The sequence below is a fragment of the Amycolatopsis plumensis genome (genome assembly GCF_042652605.1).
In the GTDB taxonomy this organism is placed as follows: Bacteria; Actinomycetota; Actinomycetes; order Mycobacteriales; family Pseudonocardiaceae; genus Amycolatopsis; species Amycolatopsis plumensis.
Map to the genome: position 1 here is coordinate 3,278,175 of NZ_JBHSJY010000001.1, position 15,467 is coordinate 3,293,641.

Consider the following 15,467-nt stretch of genomic DNA (forward strand, 5'->3'; position numbering starts at 1 on the left):
GCTGCCGACGGGACCACCATAGGGCGACGCACCGGCACAATCAGCACACCCACAGCAAGCTCACAGCCGCTAGCATCGGCTACTCGGGAGTAGCACCGCACGGTCGGGAGGGCCGATGAAGCAGTTCGCGGACAAGGTCGTGGTGATCACCGGAGCGGGCTCGGGCATCGGCCGCGCGCTCGCGTGCGAGTTCGCCCGCCGCGGGGCCCGGGTCGCGCTGTCGGACGTCGTCACCGCGAACGCCGAGGAGACGGCCAAGCTCGCCGGCGACAACGCCCGCGCGTACACCTTGGACGTCGCCGACCGCAGTGCCGTGCTGGCCCACGCCGAAGACGTCGCCGACGAGTTCGGCGCGGTCAACGTCGTGGTGAACAACGCGGGCGTGGCGCTCGGCGCAACCGTCGAGGAAATGACGTTCGAGGACTACGACTGGCTGATGGGCATCAACCTCGGCGGTGTCGTGAACGGCACCAAGGCGTTCCTGCCGCACCTGATCGCCTCCGGCGACGGGCACGTCGTCAACATTTCCAGCGTCTTCGGCTTCGTCGGCGTGCCGACGCAGAGCGCCTACAACGCGGCGAAGTTCGCGGTGCGCGGATTCACCGAAGCGCTGCGCGAGGAAATGCTGATCGCGCGGCACCCGGTCGCGGTGAGCTGCGTGCACCCGGGCGGGATCAAGACCAACATCGTGCGCAACTCCCGCAGCGCCGCCGAAGACCAGGAGAAGGCCGCGCAGGGCTTCGACAAGATCGCCCGCACGACCCCGGAGAAGGCGGCGCAGACGATCCTGCGCGGGATCGAGCGGAAGTCGGCGCGGATCCTGATCGGACCGGACGCCTACGTCATCGACGCCATTCCGCGGGTGCTCGGTTCGGCTTACCAGCGGCCGCTGGCGGCGCTCGCGCGGCTCGGGCTCAAGTCGTAACGACGAAGCCGAATCTGTTTCACGCTGCCATTCACTCAATGGAGTTGCGTTTCGGACAGCACCGTCCGAAATGGTCCAGAATGCGTGAGGTCCGCCAGCCCCGTCCCGGAGGTCCCCGATGCTTCGCACGGCACCGCGCAGTGCGACCCGTTCGTCCAGCGACCGCACCGCGGTGGAGCTGCTGGACCGCACCGGCATCGTCGCCGCGAGCCTGCCCCGGCGCCGCCGCACCGAAGCCGAGGTCTCCGCGGAGACGCCGATCTTCACCCGGCCGACGGTGTGCGACCAGGACCTGCGCGAGAAGTCGGTGGTGATCCGGCGCCGCGCCCGCACGTGGCTCGGCGGCGGGGCCGCGGTGCTGCTCGTCGCGGCCGGCTGGCTCGGCGGCGGCCTCTTCACCGGCGGCCTGTTCGCCCCGGAGCCGGAACGCGACGTCGCCCAGCTCGACGCGCGTCCGGCCGTCGCGGCGGCCCCCGCTCCGGAGCCACCGGCGCCGGCCCCGCAGGCGCCGGTCGTCGTCACGCCCGCGCCGACGACCGTGTACGTGCCGGTGCCCGCGAAACCGGCGCCGAAGCAGGTCCAGGCGCAGGCGCAGGCGAAACCGCAGCCGAAGAAGCCGGTGCCGGACGAGGAAGCCGAGGCGCGGGTCGACCTGCCATCGGCCACACCCACGCCGACGACCAACGCGATCCAGTCCTGGGTCGAGGTCGCCGAGAGCATGGCGCGGCGCTACGGCGGGCGCTGACTCAGGCTCCTGACCAGCGGTATTCGTGCTCGGGGCGGCCCGTGGCGCCGTACCGCAGGCGCATCTGGACCGTCCCGGACTCGGCCAGCGCGGTGAGGTACCGCTGCGCGGTCGCCCGGGCCATGCCGAGTTCGCCCGCGACCTCCGCGGCCGACAGCGGCCGCCCGGCACGCCGCAACTGCTCCGAGACCAGCCGGGAGGTCGCCGTCGACTGGCCCTTCGGCGCGGTCGTGCGGTCCTGGTCGTGCAGCACGCGGTACGCGCGGTCGACGTCGTCCTGGGCCAGCGCCCGGTCTTCGGCGAGCAGGCCGCGGAAGCGCGCGTACGACGTCAGCCGTTCGGCGAGCTGGCGGGTGGTGAACGGCTTGATCAGGTAGTTCAGCGCGCCGGCCCGGATCGCCGCGGCCACCGAAGCGCTGTCGGTGGCCGCGGACAGCACGATCGTGTCCGTCTGCAGCTCCGGGAGCACCGCGAGACCGGACTCGTCGGGCAGGTAGACGTCGAGCAGGATCAGGTCCGGCGCGAGCTCCCGGACGCGGGCGCGCGCCTCGGCGGCGGTGTGCGCGGTGCCGACCACCGCGAAGCCCTCGACCTCCTCGACGAACCCGGCGTGCACCCCGGCGACCCGGAAGTCGTCGTCGACGATCAGCGTGCGGATCATCCGTCCTCCGTCAGCATTCCGGGCAGTTTGGCGACGAACAGGGCACCCGTCTCGCCTTCGCCGGGGTCGGCCAGCCAGACGTCGCCACCGCGGGCGCGCGCGGCCTGCCGGGCGAGCGCGAGGCCGAGGCCGTGCCCGGGCGCGATCTTCGTCGAGACGCCTTCGTCGAACAGCGTCCGCCGCAGCTCCGCGGGGACGCCGGGCCCACTGTCCACAACGGACACGTGCAGGGTGCCGCCCTCGGCGAGCAGGCTGATCTCGACGGTCGCGGGTCGCCGCGGGCCCATCCGGGCGGCGTGCAGGGCGTTGTCGACGAGGTTGCCGATCACGGTGTTCGCGGCGATCGGGTCGGTCACCGTCGTGGGCACCCAGGTGTCCTCGGCGAGCTTGAGCGTGAGGCCCTTTTCCTGCGCCTGCTCGGTTTTCGCGACGAGCAGCGCCTGCAGGTACGGGTCGGCGACCGCGTCGCCCAGCTCGCTCGGCCGGGCCGACGACGAATCCGTCAGCGTCTGCAGGTACTCGACGGCCTCGGTGTGGTGGCCGAGCTGGAGCAGTCCGTAGAGCGTGTGCAGCCGGTTGGCGAACTCGTGCCGCTGCGCGCGCAGGCCGTCGGAGAGGGCGCGGATGCCGTCGAGCTCGCGGGTGAGCGTGTCGAGGTCGGTGCGGTCGCGGAAGGTGAGCACGGTGCCGATCGGCCGGTCGTCCAGCCGAACGGCCCGCGAATTGATCACCAGCACCCGGTTCCCGGCCACCGCGAGCAGGTTGTCGACCGGGCGCCCCTCTTCCACGGCCTTGTGGACCCGCGGCGAAAGCGGCAGCTCGGCCATCGCCGCGCCGATCGGGAGTTCGGTGCCGAGCAGGCGTTCGGCCTCGTCGTTGCGCACCGAGACGCGGTTGGCCTCGTCGACGGCGAGCACGCCTTCGCCGATCCCGTGCAGGACCGCTTCGCGTTCGTAGAGCAGCTCGGTCAGTTCGTGCGGTTCGAGGCCGTGGGTGACGCGCCGGAGCCGCCGGTTCAGCAGCGCCGACGCCCCCGCGCCGAGCAGCAGCGCGCCGCCGGCGAACAGCAAGGTGATCGCCAGGAGCTGGTTGAACGCGCCGGTCGGGTCGGCGACGTCGAAGCCGACGCTCACCTCGCCGACCACCCGCTTGTGGCCGGGCGTCCAAATGGGAGTCTTGCTGCGCACGGACAGCCCGAGCGTGCCGCTCTGCACCGCGCTGACCTCGTCTTCACCGGCGAGGGCGCGCTCCGGGGACGTGCTCACCGGCTTGCCGATCTCCGAGAGCTTCGGGTGCGCGAGCCGGATGCCCCTGTCGTCGGTGATCACGACGAACAGGGCGTCATTGGCATCGGTGACGGCGAGCACGCGTTCTTCCAGGGGGCCGCCGGGGATCTTCGCGGCCGCGTTCGCCACGACGACCGGGTCCGCGGCGACGGACTTCGCGATGGCCAGCGCCCGGCGGCCGTACTGGTCGGTGAGGGTGCGGGAGAGGAGCACGCTGACCAGGGCGACGCCGATTCCCACGACCAAGGCGACCACGCCGATCTGCAGCAGCAGGACCTGCCTGCTGAACCGCATCCGCGGGAAGAGCGCCCACTTTGGCATGGCCGGGACCATACCCCCAGGTCAAGCCGGTGCGCTAAATGAGCAAAACATTCAGAACGCGCAGCTCGCGCGGAGAACGTCGACAAGCTTCACCTCGGCGCCACGCGTACTTAACGTCCCTTCCCAACGTGAGCCCCACCACGTGACGAAGGAGTCACCTCCACCATGGTTCCCCCACTGATCGAACTCACCGGAGCCACCAAACGGTTCCCGAGCGGGTCCGGTTCCGTGCACACGGCCGTCCGCGATCTGACCATGACCGTCCAGCCCGGCGAGTTCGTCGCGGTCGTCGGTCCCACCGGCTGCGGCAAGTCGACGACGCTCTCGCTGGTCTCCGGCCTGCAGCCGCCGTCGGCCGGCCGGGTGCGGGTGAACGGCGAGGACGTGAAGTCGATCCCGGACGGGGTCGGCTACATGTTCCAGACCGACGCCGTGATGCCGTGGCGGTCGGTGCTGGAGAACGTCGCCTCCGGCCCGCGGTTCCGCGGGGTGCCCAAGGCCGAGGCGCGCGCGCAGGCCGTCGACTGGATCGCCCGCGTCGGGCTCGCCGGGTTCGAGAAGTACTACCCGCACCAGCTCTCCGGCGGCATGCGCAAGCGCGTCGCGCTGGCCCAGACGCTCGTCACCAAGCCGAAGATCCTGCTGATGGACGAGCCGTTCTCCGCGCTCGACGTCCAGACGCGGGCGCTGATGCAGGACGAGCTGCTGCGGCTGTGGTCCGGTTCGGGGGCCGCGGTGATCTTCGTGACGCACGACCTCGACGAGGCGATCGCGCTGGCGGACAAGGTCGTCGTGCTGACGACCGGGCCCGCCACCGTGAAGGACGTCTTCGAGATTCCCCTCGAGCGGCCGCGGAAGGTGGAGGAGCTGCGGCTGACCGAGGAGTTCCGCAAGCTCTACGCCGACATCTGGGAATCACTGCGCAGCGAGGTCGACAAGGCCCGTGAGAAGGGAGCGAGCAATGTCGCTTGAGACCCCCGCGGCGCCGTCCGCGGCTCCGTTGCCGGTCCTGGAGACCGAGCAGGACATCCTCGCCCGCGCGAAGCAGGCCACCGCGCGCCGCAAGCGCAACATCTGGCTGCTGCGCCTGGCGATCGTCGTCGTCTGGCTGGGCAGCTGGGAGCTGACCGCCACGTACTGGATCGACCCGTTCTTCTACTCGAAGCCGTCGAAGATCTGGGAACGGCTGGTCGAGTGGTTCAGCACCGGGACCGACTTCGGCTCGATCTGGTACCAGATCCTGGTGACCGTCGAGGAGGCCGCGCTCGGCTTCGTCATCGGCGCCATCTTCGGCGTCGTGTTCGGCGTGATCCTCGGCCGCAGCGCGTACCTGGCGCAGGTGCTCGCGCCGTTCATCAAGGCCGCCAACGCCCTGCCCCGCATCGTGCTCGCCGCGCTGTTCGTCATCTGGTTCGGGCTCGGCCTGTCGTCGAAGGTCGCGACCGTCGTCGTGCTCGTGTTCTTCGCGGTGTTCTTCAACGCCTTCACCGGCGCCCGCGAGGTGGACCGCAACCTGATCGACAACGCCCGCATCCTCGGCGCGACCCGCGGCCAGGTGCTGAAGTCGATCGTGCTGCCCAGCGCGACGTCGTGGATCCTGTCGTCGCTGCACGTGGCGTTCGGCTTCGCGCTGATCGGCGCGGTGGTCGGCGAGTACACCGGCGCGAAGGCCGGTATGGGCTTCCTGATCGCCAACGCGCAGGGCACGTTTGACACCGCGGGTGTGTACGCCGGGATGCTGATCATCACCGTGGTCGCGCTGCTGGCCGAGTGGGGGATCAGCACGCTGGAGGGCCGGCTGCTGCGGTGGCGGCCGCCGTCCGCCTCCGAAGCCGCGATCAAGGCGGTCTGACATGCGTCTCAAGAGGACAGTCGGGGTGGTGGCCGCGGTGGCGGTCGCCGCGGCCGGGCTCACCGCTTGCCGCGACTCGCGGGAGATCGCCCTCGGGACCACCGGCCAGCCGCACATCAAGATCATGGTCGGCGGCCTGTCGAAGGTGATCTACCTGCCCGGGCAGCTCGCGCAGCAGATCGGCGCCTACCAGCGGCAGGGGCTGGACGTCGAGCTCTTCGACCAGCCGTCCGGCGCGAACGCCGAGACGTCGCTGCTGGCCGGCGAGGTACAGGCGGTGGTCGGGTTCTACGACCACACGATCGACCTGCAGGCCAAGGAGCAGTGCATCGAGAGCGTGGTGCAGTTCGCGAACGTGCCGGGCGAGGCCGAGATGGTCGCCACCGCCAAGACGGGCGAGGTCAAGTCGGGCGCGGACTTCAAGGGCCGCAACCTCGGCGTCACGTCGCTGGGTTCGTCGACGGACTTCCTGACCAAGGCGCTGGCCCTGCGCGGCGGCGTCACGTCGAAGGAGTACACGCCGGTGAAGGTCGGCGCCGGGCAGACGTTCATCTCGGCGATGAACCAGGGCTCGATCGACGCCGGCATGACGACCGACCCGACGATCGCGCAGCTGACGAACACGGGCCAGGCGAAGGTGCTCTACGACATGCGCACGGTCGAAGGCACGAAAGCCGCGTTGGGCGGGTTGTACCCGGCGAGCTCGCTGTACATGGGCTGCGAAATCGTGAAACGCTATCCGGACATCGTGCAGAAACTGGCCAATGCGTACGTCGAAACCCTGAAGTGGATTTCTTCGCACAGCCCGGAACAGGTGGCCGCGATGATGCCGCCGTCGTTCGCCGGCGGGGACAAGGCGCTGTACGTGAAGTCGCTGCGGGACAGCCTGCCGATGTTCACCAAGGACGGCCGGATGGACCCGGCGGGTGCGCAGAACGTGCTCAAGGTGCTCGGCGAGTCGTCGAGCAACGTCAAGCCGAAGAAGGACAAAATCGACTTGTCGAAGACGTACACGACCCAGTTCGTGGACGCCGCGCACGCGCAGGCGCAGCAGTAGCCCCGCTCACCCGACCGGGCGGTGGGTGAGCGATATGGACCCGTAAAGGCCTCTTTCCCCCGCGGAGGCCTTTACGGGTCTTTTCGGACAATGGAAGACCATGCGAAAGTAGCTACCTTCTTTTCGGCGCGGCTCCAACACTGGGGGACACGGTTTTCCCGGTCCCCTTCGGTGAACGGAGTCCCCGCATGTCCAAAACTCTCCGCATCCTCACGGTTGCCGCCACGGCGGCGGCTTCGCTGGCCGTCTCGGGTACCGCCCACGCGGCCGTCTTCGGCGCCCACTTCCACGGGCAGGAGTTCTCCGGCGGCAACTGGGGCGGGTACGTCAGCTTCGGCAGCTTCACGACGGCGACGGCGAGCTGGACCGAACCGTCGGTGAGCTGCACGTCTGCCAACGACCTGTTCGCGCCGTGGGTCGGCATCGACGGCGACGGATCATCCACTGTGGAGCAGACCGGCGTGGCCACCGACTGCTCCAGCGGCCGCCCGGTTTACCAAGCCTGGTACGAAATGTACCCGGCCGCGCCGGTGTACTACTCGAACTCCGTCAGCGCCGGCGACCACATCACCGCCACGGTGACCCGGACGGCGACGAACACCTACCGGCTCGACATCAGCGACACGACCAAGGGCTGGTCGAAGACGATCACCAAGTCGCTGACCTCGAAGCACGCGTCGGCCGAGGCGATCATCGAGTCGCCGACCGACTCCTACCCCTCGATCTCCGGCGGCATCAAGTTCACCGGCGTCAAGTTCAACGGTACGAACCTGGCCTCGACGAGCCCCTCCGGCCTCAACGCCGACGACAAGGGCGTCTACACGTGGAGCCCGGGCGCGATCGGCTCCGACGGCCAGAGCTTCACGATGACCCGGCACTGAGTCACTTCAGGCCACCCACGGCCCAGGCGACCACCATCAGGGCGAGCACCAGCGAGATGGCCGCCTGCAGCATCATCGTCATCTTGGCCCAGATGCGCAGGGGCATCACGTCGGTGGGGCTGAAGGCGGCCGCGTTGGTGAACGAAAAGTACAGGTAGTCCAGATAGGACGGTTCCCAGTCGCGGTGCGCGAGGTCCGGGTCGGCCATCTGCGGGAACTGCAGGTCGGGGAACTCGGCCCGGCCCGCGGCCCGCCGGCCCGGACCGCCGCGGTCGAACTCCCAGTACCACAGGGAGAAGACCACGACGTTCGTCCAGTAGACGACGCCGCCGGTGACGAGCACGGCACCGGCCCGGTCGCCGATCGTGCCGGTGCCGATGCCGTAGACGAGGCTCGCCGCCGACCACGCGTTGACCACGGTGACGAGGCCGACGATGAGCAACGCGATCGTTCGTTCGGTCGCGCTGAAGTGGCTCATCCGGCCCGGGTTGACCAGCAGCAGGGCCACGACGAGCAGCACGGAGACGCCGGGCAGCAGCCACCACGGGCGCAGCGCCATGTCGTCGGGCAGGGCGACCTGCAGGACGAGCGTCGCGACGACGACGCCCATCGCGGGCCAGCGGGTCTCACCGGAGGTCCGCCGCCGCCACGCGGGAAGTGCCTCTTCAGTCACCGTCCCACGCTAAGCCACCCCCGTCACTTTCCCTACGAAAGTGCCGGGTCGGGAGGTGTCACTTTCGTAGGGAAAGTGACGTTTCGGGTCACCCGGCGGGGGCGGTTGTCACCTCGCCGGGGAGCTTGCGGGCCACGTCCGTGCGTGAGCGGGCGCCCAGTTTGCGGAGCACCTTCGCCACGTGCTGTTCCACCGTCCGCGGTGAAAGGAACAGCCCGTCCGCGATCTCCCGGTTCGTCCGGCCCTCCGCGAGCATCCGCGCCACCTCGCGCTCCCGCGGCGACAGCTCGCTCCCGTACCCGCGCCGCCCGCGCTGCGATGGTGCCCAGGCGCCGTGCTCGCGCAGCTGGTGACGGCAGCGTCCGGCGTCCCTGGTCGCCCCGAGCTGCTCGTACGCCTCGGCCGCCGAGGTCAGCTCGTCGACCGCCGTCCGGTTGCCCGCCGCCAGACGGCACATCGACGCGCGCTCGCGCATGGCCGTTGCCGGGTAGGGCATCGGGAGGGCCGCATAACCGGACGCCGCTTCGTCGAACAGCGCCGCCGCGGCCAGGTGTTTGCCGCGGGCTTCGAGCAGCACCGCACGGCCCGCCACCAGCGCGGCGGCGGCCACCGGGGCGTCACGGCCCTCGATGCCGCGCGCGAACGCTTCGACGACGTTGTCCGCATCCGGCCAGCGTTCCGCCCGCGCGTACGCCTGCGCTGCCGCGGGGACCAGCGCGGCCGCCCAGATCCAGACGCCCTTGCGCCCGGCCGCGGCCACCGCCGTGTCGGCCGCCGCGCACGCGCCGTCGACGTCGTCGGTCGCGAGCAGCACCGAAATCAGCACGCCGGCGGCCGAGAGCACCACCGGAATCGGGCCGCGGTCCGGCGCGTGCACGCTCGCCGCGGTGAGGTGCCGCTGGGCGGCGGCGAACTCGCCGCGCACGGCCGCGAGCCCGCCGAGCACCAGCGAGGACTCCATGACGATCGGACCGAGCTCCGGGTAGCTGTCCCGCAGCTGCTCGGCGGCCTCGGCCAGGCCGGTCCAGCGGCCGCGCACCCAGTCCAGCCGGACGCGGGTGCCCTGGATCAGGCCGATCGCGTACAACGCGCCGGCGTCGGTCGCGCGCCGGACGCCTTCGGTCACCAGCCGTTCCGCACGGTCGAGGTGGCCGGCCCAGGACTGCCCGTCGGCGAGGTTGCACCACAGCCGGGCCAGCTGGACGCGCTCGGCGACCGTGCCGACCGTGTCCGAAAGCGCTTCGAACTCCGCCCACGCCGAGCCGTCGCCGACGTGCGAGGCGGCCGCGATGCGGTCGGCGGTCAGCGCGAGCCGCAGCTCGGGATCGTCGAGCCGCTCGTACACCTCGCCCGCGCGGGCTCGCCAGGATTCGTGCCAGGACAACGGCGTCAGGCCGTCGATGGGCTGGGCGAGCAGGGTGATCCCGCGCGCGGCGAGGTCCGGCCGGTCGGTCAGCTCGCCGACCGCGCGCTCGACCTCCAGCCGGCCGCGGCCCAGCCCGCCGATGGTCCGGACCAGCAGCATGCCGAGGCTCAGCCGGATCGACCCGCGGACCGACGGCGGCAGCGTCACCTCTTCGAGGACGCGCGCCAGCGTGCCGAGCACTTCGGGACGGAACCCCCGCAGCGCGACCTGGCTGAGCTTGCCCGCCACGCGCCCGATGTCGGCCTGCGACGGGCCGGGTTCGGCGAGCACCGACTGCAGGAGATCGATCGCGCGGGACGTTTCGCCGCGGGTGATGGCCTCGTCGGCGGCCGCTTCCGCGTAGTGGCGCCACTGGTCCACGCGGCCGGCGGCCCGGGAGTGCCGGGCCAGCAGCGTGAGCGGCGGGGACGGCTGCGCGGCGAGCACGCGGATGGCCTGCGCGTGCAGCAAAGCGCGTTCGGGTCCGCTCACCGTGTCGTAGACCGCCTTGCGCGCCAGCGGGTGCCGGAAGCCGTACTTGCCGTCGCCGACTTCGCCGAGCACGCCGCCGGAGAGGGTGGCGAGCAGTGCGGTGCGGAGGGTGTCGCCGGTGAGCCCGGCCAGTTCGCCGAGCACGGCGGCTTCGGCGCCGACGCCGAGCACCGCGGCCGCGCCGGCCAGCCGGACGGCGTGCTCGGGCAGCGCGGCGAGCCGTTCGGTGACGGCTTCCCGCAGCAGCACCGGAACTTCGAGGTTCTCCAGCAGGCGGTCCGAAAGGACTTCGCCGACCGGGAGGCGTTCGGCCGCTTCCTTCAGCGCCCGCAGTGTTTCCTCGACCACGAACGGGATCCCGGCCGTGCACTCGTGCAGCTTCGCCGCGAAGTCGTCGGTCACCCGGGGCAGTTCGAGGAGTTCGACGGCCAGCTCGCGCACGGCCGGGACGTCGAGTGCGCCGAGCGCGACGCGGGCGGAGTGGACCGCCGGGCCGGTGCGGAACGGCGCACCCCGGCCCACCGCCCCGGCCTCGGCCGCCGACCGGTAGGTGGCGACCACCGCCAGCTCGGGCGGCATCGAGCCGGCGAGGAACCGCATGAGGTCGCAGGTGTCTTCGTCAGCCCACTGCAGGTCGTCGATCAGCACGAGCGTCGGCCCGCAGGCCTGGAGGAGTTCCCGCACCGCGCGGAACACGCGGTGGCGTTCGGCGACCGAGTCGGCGAGGGGTTCGGGCCGCTCGGGAAGCGCTTCCGCGAGTTCCGGCAGCAACGGCCGCAGCACGCCGGCGACCGGGCTGAGCGGCCCGAGCGGCCGGTCGCCCACCGCGCGAAGTGCTTCCAGGATCGGCCCGTAGGGGAAGGGTTCCCGCAGTGGCTGGCAGGCGCCGGTGAGCACGCGGCCGCCGTCGAACTCCTTGCGCCGCCCGATCTCCGCGAGCAGCCGGGTGCGGCCCATGCCCGGTTCGCCCTCGACGAGGACGGCGGCCGGGCGTCTGCGGAGCACGGCGACGATGGCGTCGAGCTCGGCGTCGCGGCCGGTCAGCCGGGCGGGTCCGGACCGGACGGACACCGAGGTGGGGCGGGGGGTGGTCAGCCACATATGACCCTCCTCGACGCACACCGAAGCACTGGTGCGCGGAGCCTAAGCAGCGTTGATCCGTCCGTAAACCTTTCACCGAATACGTGGTGGGTGCGGCCGTCACACGTCTGCCTACGGGCCGTCACCGGTTTGCTGCGGGAACCGCGGGGATCGGCTCACCCTGCGTGCGAAACCCCGGCCGATCGCACGTTCGAACGTCGCTTAACGCTTTCGAGTGCAGACTGCGACTACTGAAAGTAGTTTACGGAAACCCTACTTACGGACCTGTCCGACCGGGTGACCCCGGGGCCGTGAGCCCGGCTGGAGCAGGGGATACGTCCGCGGTGAATGCGTATACCCATTCGCCGGGCGCCCGGATTGCACCGTAACGCCCCCTCCGGGGACCCTCACCCGGGGGAGTACCACTGCGTGGCCGGTGCGGAGCCGCGCGTAACCATCTAGGGAGAAGCATGAAGATCGCGAGACTTCTCGGTGCCGCTGCCACCGCGGTCATGGCGACGGGCGCGCTGGCCGCGACCGCCGTCCCCGCGTCGGGCCAGGACCTGCTGAACCCGGACATCGTGCCCGCCATGCAGCGGGACCTCGGCCTGACCCACGACCAGGCGATCGCGCGGCTGAAGAGCGAGGACGTCGCGAACCGGGTCACCGAATCGCTCACCGCGGCGCTCGGCGACGCGTTCGGCGGGGCCACCTACAACGCCGCCACGGGCAAGGCGCACGTCACCACGACGAACGCGGCGCTGGCCGGCAAGATCCGCGAAGCCGGTGCGGAAGCGGAAGTCGTGCGGTTCAGCGCCCGCCAGCTCAATTCCACTGTGGACACCCTGAACGCCGCCGACAAGGCCGCGCCGGCCGCGATCACCGGCTGGGGCGTCGACGACGCCACCAACCGCGTCACCCTGGACGTGCTGCGCGGCCAGCGCGCCGCCGCGGACGCGTTCCTCGCCAAGTCCGGTGTGGACAAGTCCGCGGTGACGATCCGCGAGACGGCGTCGGCGCCGACCACCTACGCCAACATCCGCGGTGGCGACGCCTACTACATCGGCGGATCCTCGCGCTGCTCGGTCGGTTTCGCGACCACGACCGGCTTCGTCACCGCCGGGCACTGCGGCGCCCTCACCGGCGGCGGCTCGCTGACCGGGTCGAACGGCGCTTCGCTCGGCAGCTGGATCACCTACCGCTTCCCCGGTGTCGACTACGCGGCGGTCCGGACCAACAGCAACTGGACCCCGGTCGCCCAGATGAACAACGGGACCGCGGTGCGCGGCCAGTCGAACGCCGCGACCGGCACGTCGGTCTGCAAGGCCGGTTCCACCACCGGCTGGACCTGCGGCACCATCGGCGCCAAGAACCAGAGCGTCCGCTACGCCGAGGGCACGGTCAACGGCATGACCGCGACCAACGTCCGCTCGGCCGCGGGTGACTCGGGCGGCGGCTTCATCGCCGGCAACTACGCGCAGGGCGTCCTGTCCGGCGGCAACACGTCCGTGACGTACTTCTACCCGATCGCCGGCGCGCTCTCCGGCACCGGCACCACCCTCAAGACCAGCTGAGCCGGTAAACCGCGAAAGGGCGGGTTCCGGGCGCCTGGAATAAACATCGGGCGCTCGGCGCCACCGTTGAGGGTGGCGGCGGGGGCATCGGTGGAGCGCCCGGAACCCGCCCTTCGTTCCTCGCCGCGGGAATGGGAGGTTCGGGGTCAGACGTTGCTGATCTCCTCGATCAGCCCGTCGACGTCGAAGTGCGCGCTCTCCTCGCCGAGCGGCACCAGTTCGATGGACGCGTCCAGGAAGTTCCGGACGTCTTCGACCTCGAGCTCGAACGACGCATAGCCGTCCGGTGACTCGATTTCCAGGGTGAGGAAGTCTTCGTCGTCGGAGAGGTCCGGGCGGATCCGGACGTCGCCGAGCCCGGCCGGCTCGTCGAGCCCGGCCACGAGGAGGTCACGCGCGAAGGTCCACTCGATCCACCGGCCGCGCTCGGTCCGGAAGGCCACGGTCACCGCGAAGGGCTCGTGGGCGTGGTAGGACAGGCGCGACAGGACGGGCGTGGTGCTCTCGTTCAGCAGCACGAACTGGCTCTGGTGTACGGCGTCGGTGTGCACGGCCCCTCCTGGAGTCTCGCGGTGGTTCGCGCGGCGCGAACTGTTCGGCAAGGAGATGACCAGGGGGAACGGTCATGACGGAGAAACTCTCACGTTCACTTGATCGGTTGCATCCGTCCATTGTGGTGTAACACCGGGCACATACCCCTTGCGCTCAGGCGGCCACGGGTGGTGACGGCTCCCGGAGGGCGTGCGGCAGCTTTTTCCGCAGCGCGAGCAGCGCGGGGACGGCGGATGCGCAGGTCAGGGCCAGGATCGTCCAGGTCAGCGCGTTGCTGGTGCTGAGCAGCGCGCCCAGCAGGCCCGGCGCGAGCGCGATGGGCAGGCCCCAGGAGAGCTGGAAGACGGAACTGGCCCGCCCTTCGGCCCCCGGCGGAGCGGCCGCGGCGGCCGCGGCGGTGGCGGTCGGGCCGAAGAGGGCTTCGGCGATCGAGAAGCCGAGGCTGGTGAGCAGGATGAGCACGGTGGCCACCGGCAGCGAGACGGCGGTCAGCGGGATCAGCAGCGCGAAGCAGATCGCGAAAAGCACGGCGGACCCGATCAGCCCGGCGGTCCGGCTCCGCCCGGCGAGCAGCGCGACGATCGGCCGCTGCGCGGTGACGACGACCACGGTCCCCACGCTGATCGCGGTCCCGGCGATCCACTGTGGACCGTGCAGCAGGTCGCGGACGACGATCGGCAGCACGGAGAACTTGCTGGCGCTGGCCAGGGTGAAGGCCATGTGGGTGACGCAGAACCCGGTGAACGCCCGATCCCCGAGCACCGCCCGCCACCCCCCTCGTGAGTGGTAAGGCGGGTTAGAACCCGCCTTACCACTCACGAGCCGCGGGAGGAGGCGGATCAGGACCGCTGCGACTCCGAAGCTCGCCGCGTTGACGTACGCGAGGAGGTGGAAGGCCCACGGGCTGGTGATCGTCGGCAGCACCGCCATCGCCGCCGCGCCGAGGCCCGCTCCCGCGAACCGGCCGACCGTCTGCGTGGCCAGCACCCGGTCCGTGTCGGCGCCGGCGGTGAGGCGGGCGACCATCGGCGCGTTGCACGTCCAGAACAGCCGGTCGCCGAAGCCCGCCACCGCCGACACCACGACCACCTGCCAGCTCGTGTGCGCCAGCGGGTACGCCGCGAAGGCCGCGACCCGCACCAGGTTGCCCGCGATGAGCAGCGCCCGCGGCCCGAAGCGGTCCATCGCCGCGCCCGTGGCCGGGCCGGTGACCAGCGCCAGCAGCGCGCCGGTGGTCAGCGACGCGCCCGCGTCGACCAGGCCCATGCCCTGCCCGTGCACCAGGAACAACAGGGCGAACGGCACCCACAGCCCGCTGCCGAGCGCGTCGATCAGCGTCGCGGCCAGAAAGATCCGAAGCATGTCTCCCCCAGCGGGACAGCTTACGGGTCGAGCGGCAGGGCGAGCCCCACTTTCACGCGGTCCATCGCCACGCTCGTCGTGAAGTGCCGGACGTTCGGGTTGTCGAAGAACATCCGCCGGGTGAACGCCTCGAAGGCCACCATGTCCGGGCACGTCACGATCAGCACGAAGTCGGCCGTGCCGGTGACGTAGTAGCACTGCTGCACGGCGTCCTCGGCCAGGACCTGGCGGCGGAACCCGTCGAAGACCGCGAGGTTTTCGCGCTCCATCTCGACGGTCACCACGAACGTCATGCTCAGCCCGAGCGCCTCCGGCGACAGCACCGCCACCTCGCGCTCGATGACCCCGGCCTCGCGCAGCCGCTTGATCCGCCGCTGCACCGCAGCGGCCGAAAGCCCCACCTTGGCGCCGATCGTTTCGGCGATCGTGCGGGCGTCCGCCTGGAGGCAGGCGAGGATGGCGAGGTCCAGCTGGTCGAGGTCGGGTGTCGGCACCCCAGCAGGCTAACCGGCACCCCCGACAATTCGCCGGACGTCACTCCTCCGTGACGTCGCTCACTACTCCGTTCGCGGGGAAGATGAAACAACTTTTTGCGTGAGGT

Annotated in this window: 14 protein-coding genes; 7 read left to right on the forward strand and 7 right to left on the reverse strand. The window is 70.9% G+C overall.

The genetic code is table 11. The annotated features are described in order from the left end of the window. The first annotated feature begins 115 nt into the window (after window positions 1-115). On the forward strand, window positions 116-925 hold the full coding sequence (locus tag ACFPLC_RS15620; RefSeq protein ID WP_378197192.1) for an SDR family NAD(P)-dependent oxidoreductase: 810 nt from the start codon (window positions 116-118) through the stop codon (window positions 923-925). Window positions 926-1,043: 118 nt separating this feature from the next. Next, on the forward strand, window positions 1,044-1,670 hold the full coding sequence (locus ACFPLC_RS15625) for a hypothetical protein (protein WP_378235830.1): 627 nt from the start codon (window positions 1,044-1,046) through the stop codon (window positions 1,668-1,670). A gap of 1 nt (window position 1,671) precedes the next feature. Here the strand turns inward: ACFPLC_RS15625 and ACFPLC_RS15630 are convergent, their stop codons facing one another. Next, window positions 1,672-2,331 carry a response regulator gene (locus ACFPLC_RS15630; RefSeq protein WP_378197186.1) on the reverse strand — a complete coding sequence of 220 codons (660 nt, stop codon included), beginning with the start codon at window positions 2,329-2,331 and terminating at the stop codon, window positions 1,672-1,674. Beyond that, on the reverse strand, window positions 2,328-3,911 hold the full coding sequence (locus ACFPLC_RS15635) for a sensor histidine kinase (protein WP_378197446.1): 1,584 nt from the start codon (window positions 3,909-3,911) through the stop codon (window positions 2,328-2,330). The genes ACFPLC_RS15630 and ACFPLC_RS15635 overlap by 4 nt, the downstream gene beginning before the upstream one ends. Before the next feature lie 192 nt (window positions 3,912-4,103). On the opposite strand from ACFPLC_RS15635, the gene ACFPLC_RS15640 reads away from it, so the two are divergent. From ACFPLC_RS15640 to ACFPLC_RS15655, 4 genes are all read left to right on the forward strand, one after another. Continuing rightward, entirely contained in the window at window positions 4,104-4,910 is an 807-nt protein-coding gene (locus ACFPLC_RS15640; protein ID WP_378197183.1) for an ABC transporter ATP-binding protein, read from the forward strand. Further along, window positions 4,900-5,790 carry an ABC transporter permease gene (locus tag ACFPLC_RS15645; RefSeq protein ID WP_191309043.1) on the forward strand — a complete coding sequence of 297 codons (891 nt, stop codon included), beginning with the start codon at window positions 4,900-4,902 and terminating at the stop codon, window positions 5,788-5,790. The genes ACFPLC_RS15640 and ACFPLC_RS15645 overlap by 11 nt, the downstream gene beginning before the upstream one ends. A gap of 1 nt (window position 5,791) precedes the next feature. After that, entirely contained in the window at window positions 5,792-6,847 is a 1,056-nt protein-coding gene (locus ACFPLC_RS15650) for an ABC transporter substrate-binding protein (protein ID WP_378197180.1), read from the forward strand. 188 nt (window positions 6,848-7,035) lie between these two features. Beyond that, window positions 7,036-7,728 carry a G1 family glutamic endopeptidase gene (locus ACFPLC_RS15655; RefSeq protein WP_378197177.1) on the forward strand — a complete coding sequence of 231 codons (693 nt, stop codon included), beginning with the start codon at window positions 7,036-7,038 and terminating at the stop codon, window positions 7,726-7,728. A gap of 1 nt (window position 7,729) precedes the next feature. Here the strand turns inward: ACFPLC_RS15655 and ACFPLC_RS15660 are convergent, their stop codons facing one another. After that, window positions 7,730-8,338: a hypothetical protein gene (locus ACFPLC_RS15660; protein ID WP_378197443.1), complete on the reverse strand. Its 609-nt coding sequence runs from the start codon at window positions 8,336-8,338 to the stop codon at window positions 7,730-7,732. 151 nt (window positions 8,339-8,489) lie between these two features. After that, complete coding sequence (locus ACFPLC_RS15665) at window positions 8,490-11,399, reverse strand: ATP-binding protein (RefSeq protein ID WP_378197174.1); 2,910 nt, start codon at window positions 11,397-11,399, stop codon at window positions 8,490-8,492. Window positions 11,400-11,848: 449 nt separating this feature from the next. On the opposite strand from ACFPLC_RS15665, the gene ACFPLC_RS15670 reads away from it, so the two are divergent. Beyond that, on the forward strand, window positions 11,849-12,952 hold the full coding sequence (locus tag ACFPLC_RS15670; protein WP_378197171.1) for a S1 family peptidase: 1,104 nt from the start codon (window positions 11,849-11,851) through the stop codon (window positions 12,950-12,952). Window positions 12,953-13,098: 146 nt separating this feature from the next. On the opposite strand, the gene ACFPLC_RS15675 is transcribed toward ACFPLC_RS15670, so the two are convergent. The 3 genes from ACFPLC_RS15675 to ACFPLC_RS15685 all read right to left on the reverse strand — a co-directional run bounded on the left by ACFPLC_RS15675 (window position 13,099) and on the right by ACFPLC_RS15685 (window position 15,360). Next, window positions 13,099-13,503 (reverse strand): SsgA family sporulation/cell division regulator, encoded by a 405-nt coding sequence (locus ACFPLC_RS15675; protein WP_191309054.1) that lies wholly within the window; start codon window positions 13,501-13,503, stop codon window positions 13,099-13,101. Between the two features lie 154 nt (window positions 13,504-13,657). Next, window positions 13,658-14,866, reverse strand: coding sequence for an MFS transporter (locus ACFPLC_RS15680; protein ID WP_378197168.1), 1,209 nt, complete (start codon window positions 14,864-14,866; stop codon window positions 13,658-13,660). Between the two features lie 20 nt (window positions 14,867-14,886). Continuing rightward, window positions 14,887-15,360, reverse strand: a complete 474-nt coding sequence (locus ACFPLC_RS15685) for an Lrp/AsnC family transcriptional regulator (RefSeq protein ID WP_378197165.1) — start codon at window positions 15,358-15,360, stop codon at window positions 14,887-14,889. Between the last annotated feature and the right edge of the window lie 107 nt (window positions 15,361-15,467).

What these genes read in the sequence shown, in the direction of transcription:
- ACFPLC_RS15630 (WP_378197186.1), bottom strand. Translation starts at nt 2,331, where the DNA reads ATGATCCGCACGCTGATCGTCGACGACGACTTCCGGGTCGCCGGGGTG.
- ACFPLC_RS15655 (WP_378197177.1), top strand. Translation starts at nt 7,036, where the DNA reads ATGTCCAAAACTCTCCGCATCCTCACGGTTGCCGCCACGGCGGCGGCT.
- ACFPLC_RS15650 (WP_378197180.1), top strand. Translation starts at nt 5,792, where the DNA reads ATGCGTCTCAAGAGGACAGTCGGGGTGGTGGCCGCGGTGGCGGTCGCC.
- ACFPLC_RS15665 (WP_378197174.1), bottom strand. Translation starts at nt 11,399, where the DNA reads ATGTGGCTGACCACCCCCCGCCCCACCTCGGTGTCCGTCCGGTCCGGA.
- ACFPLC_RS15680 (WP_378197168.1), bottom strand. Translation starts at nt 14,866, where the DNA reads ATGCTTCGGATCTTTCTGGCCGCGACGCTGATCGACGCGCTCGGCAGC.
- ACFPLC_RS15670 (WP_378197171.1), top strand. Translation starts at nt 11,849, where the DNA reads ATGAAGATCGCGAGACTTCTCGGTGCCGCTGCCACCGCGGTCATGGCG.
- ACFPLC_RS15625 (WP_378235830.1), top strand. Translation starts at nt 1,044, where the DNA reads ATGCTTCGCACGGCACCGCGCAGTGCGACCCGTTCGTCCAGCGACCGC.
- ACFPLC_RS15660 (WP_378197443.1), bottom strand. Translation starts at nt 8,338, where the DNA reads ATGGGCGTCGTCGTCGCGACGCTCGTCCTGCAGGTCGCCCTGCCCGAC.
- ACFPLC_RS15645 (WP_191309043.1), top strand. Translation starts at nt 4,900, where the DNA reads ATGTCGCTTGAGACCCCCGCGGCGCCGTCCGCGGCTCCGTTGCCGGTC.
- ACFPLC_RS15635 (WP_378197446.1), bottom strand. Translation starts at nt 3,911, where the DNA reads ATGCGGTTCAGCAGGCAGGTCCTGCTGCTGCAGATCGGCGTGGTCGCC.
- ACFPLC_RS15640 (WP_378197183.1), top strand. Translation starts at nt 4,104, where the DNA reads ATGGTTCCCCCACTGATCGAACTCACCGGAGCCACCAAACGGTTCCCG.
- ACFPLC_RS15620 (WP_378197192.1), top strand. Translation starts at nt 116, where the DNA reads ATGAAGCAGTTCGCGGACAAGGTCGTGGTGATCACCGGAGCGGGCTCG.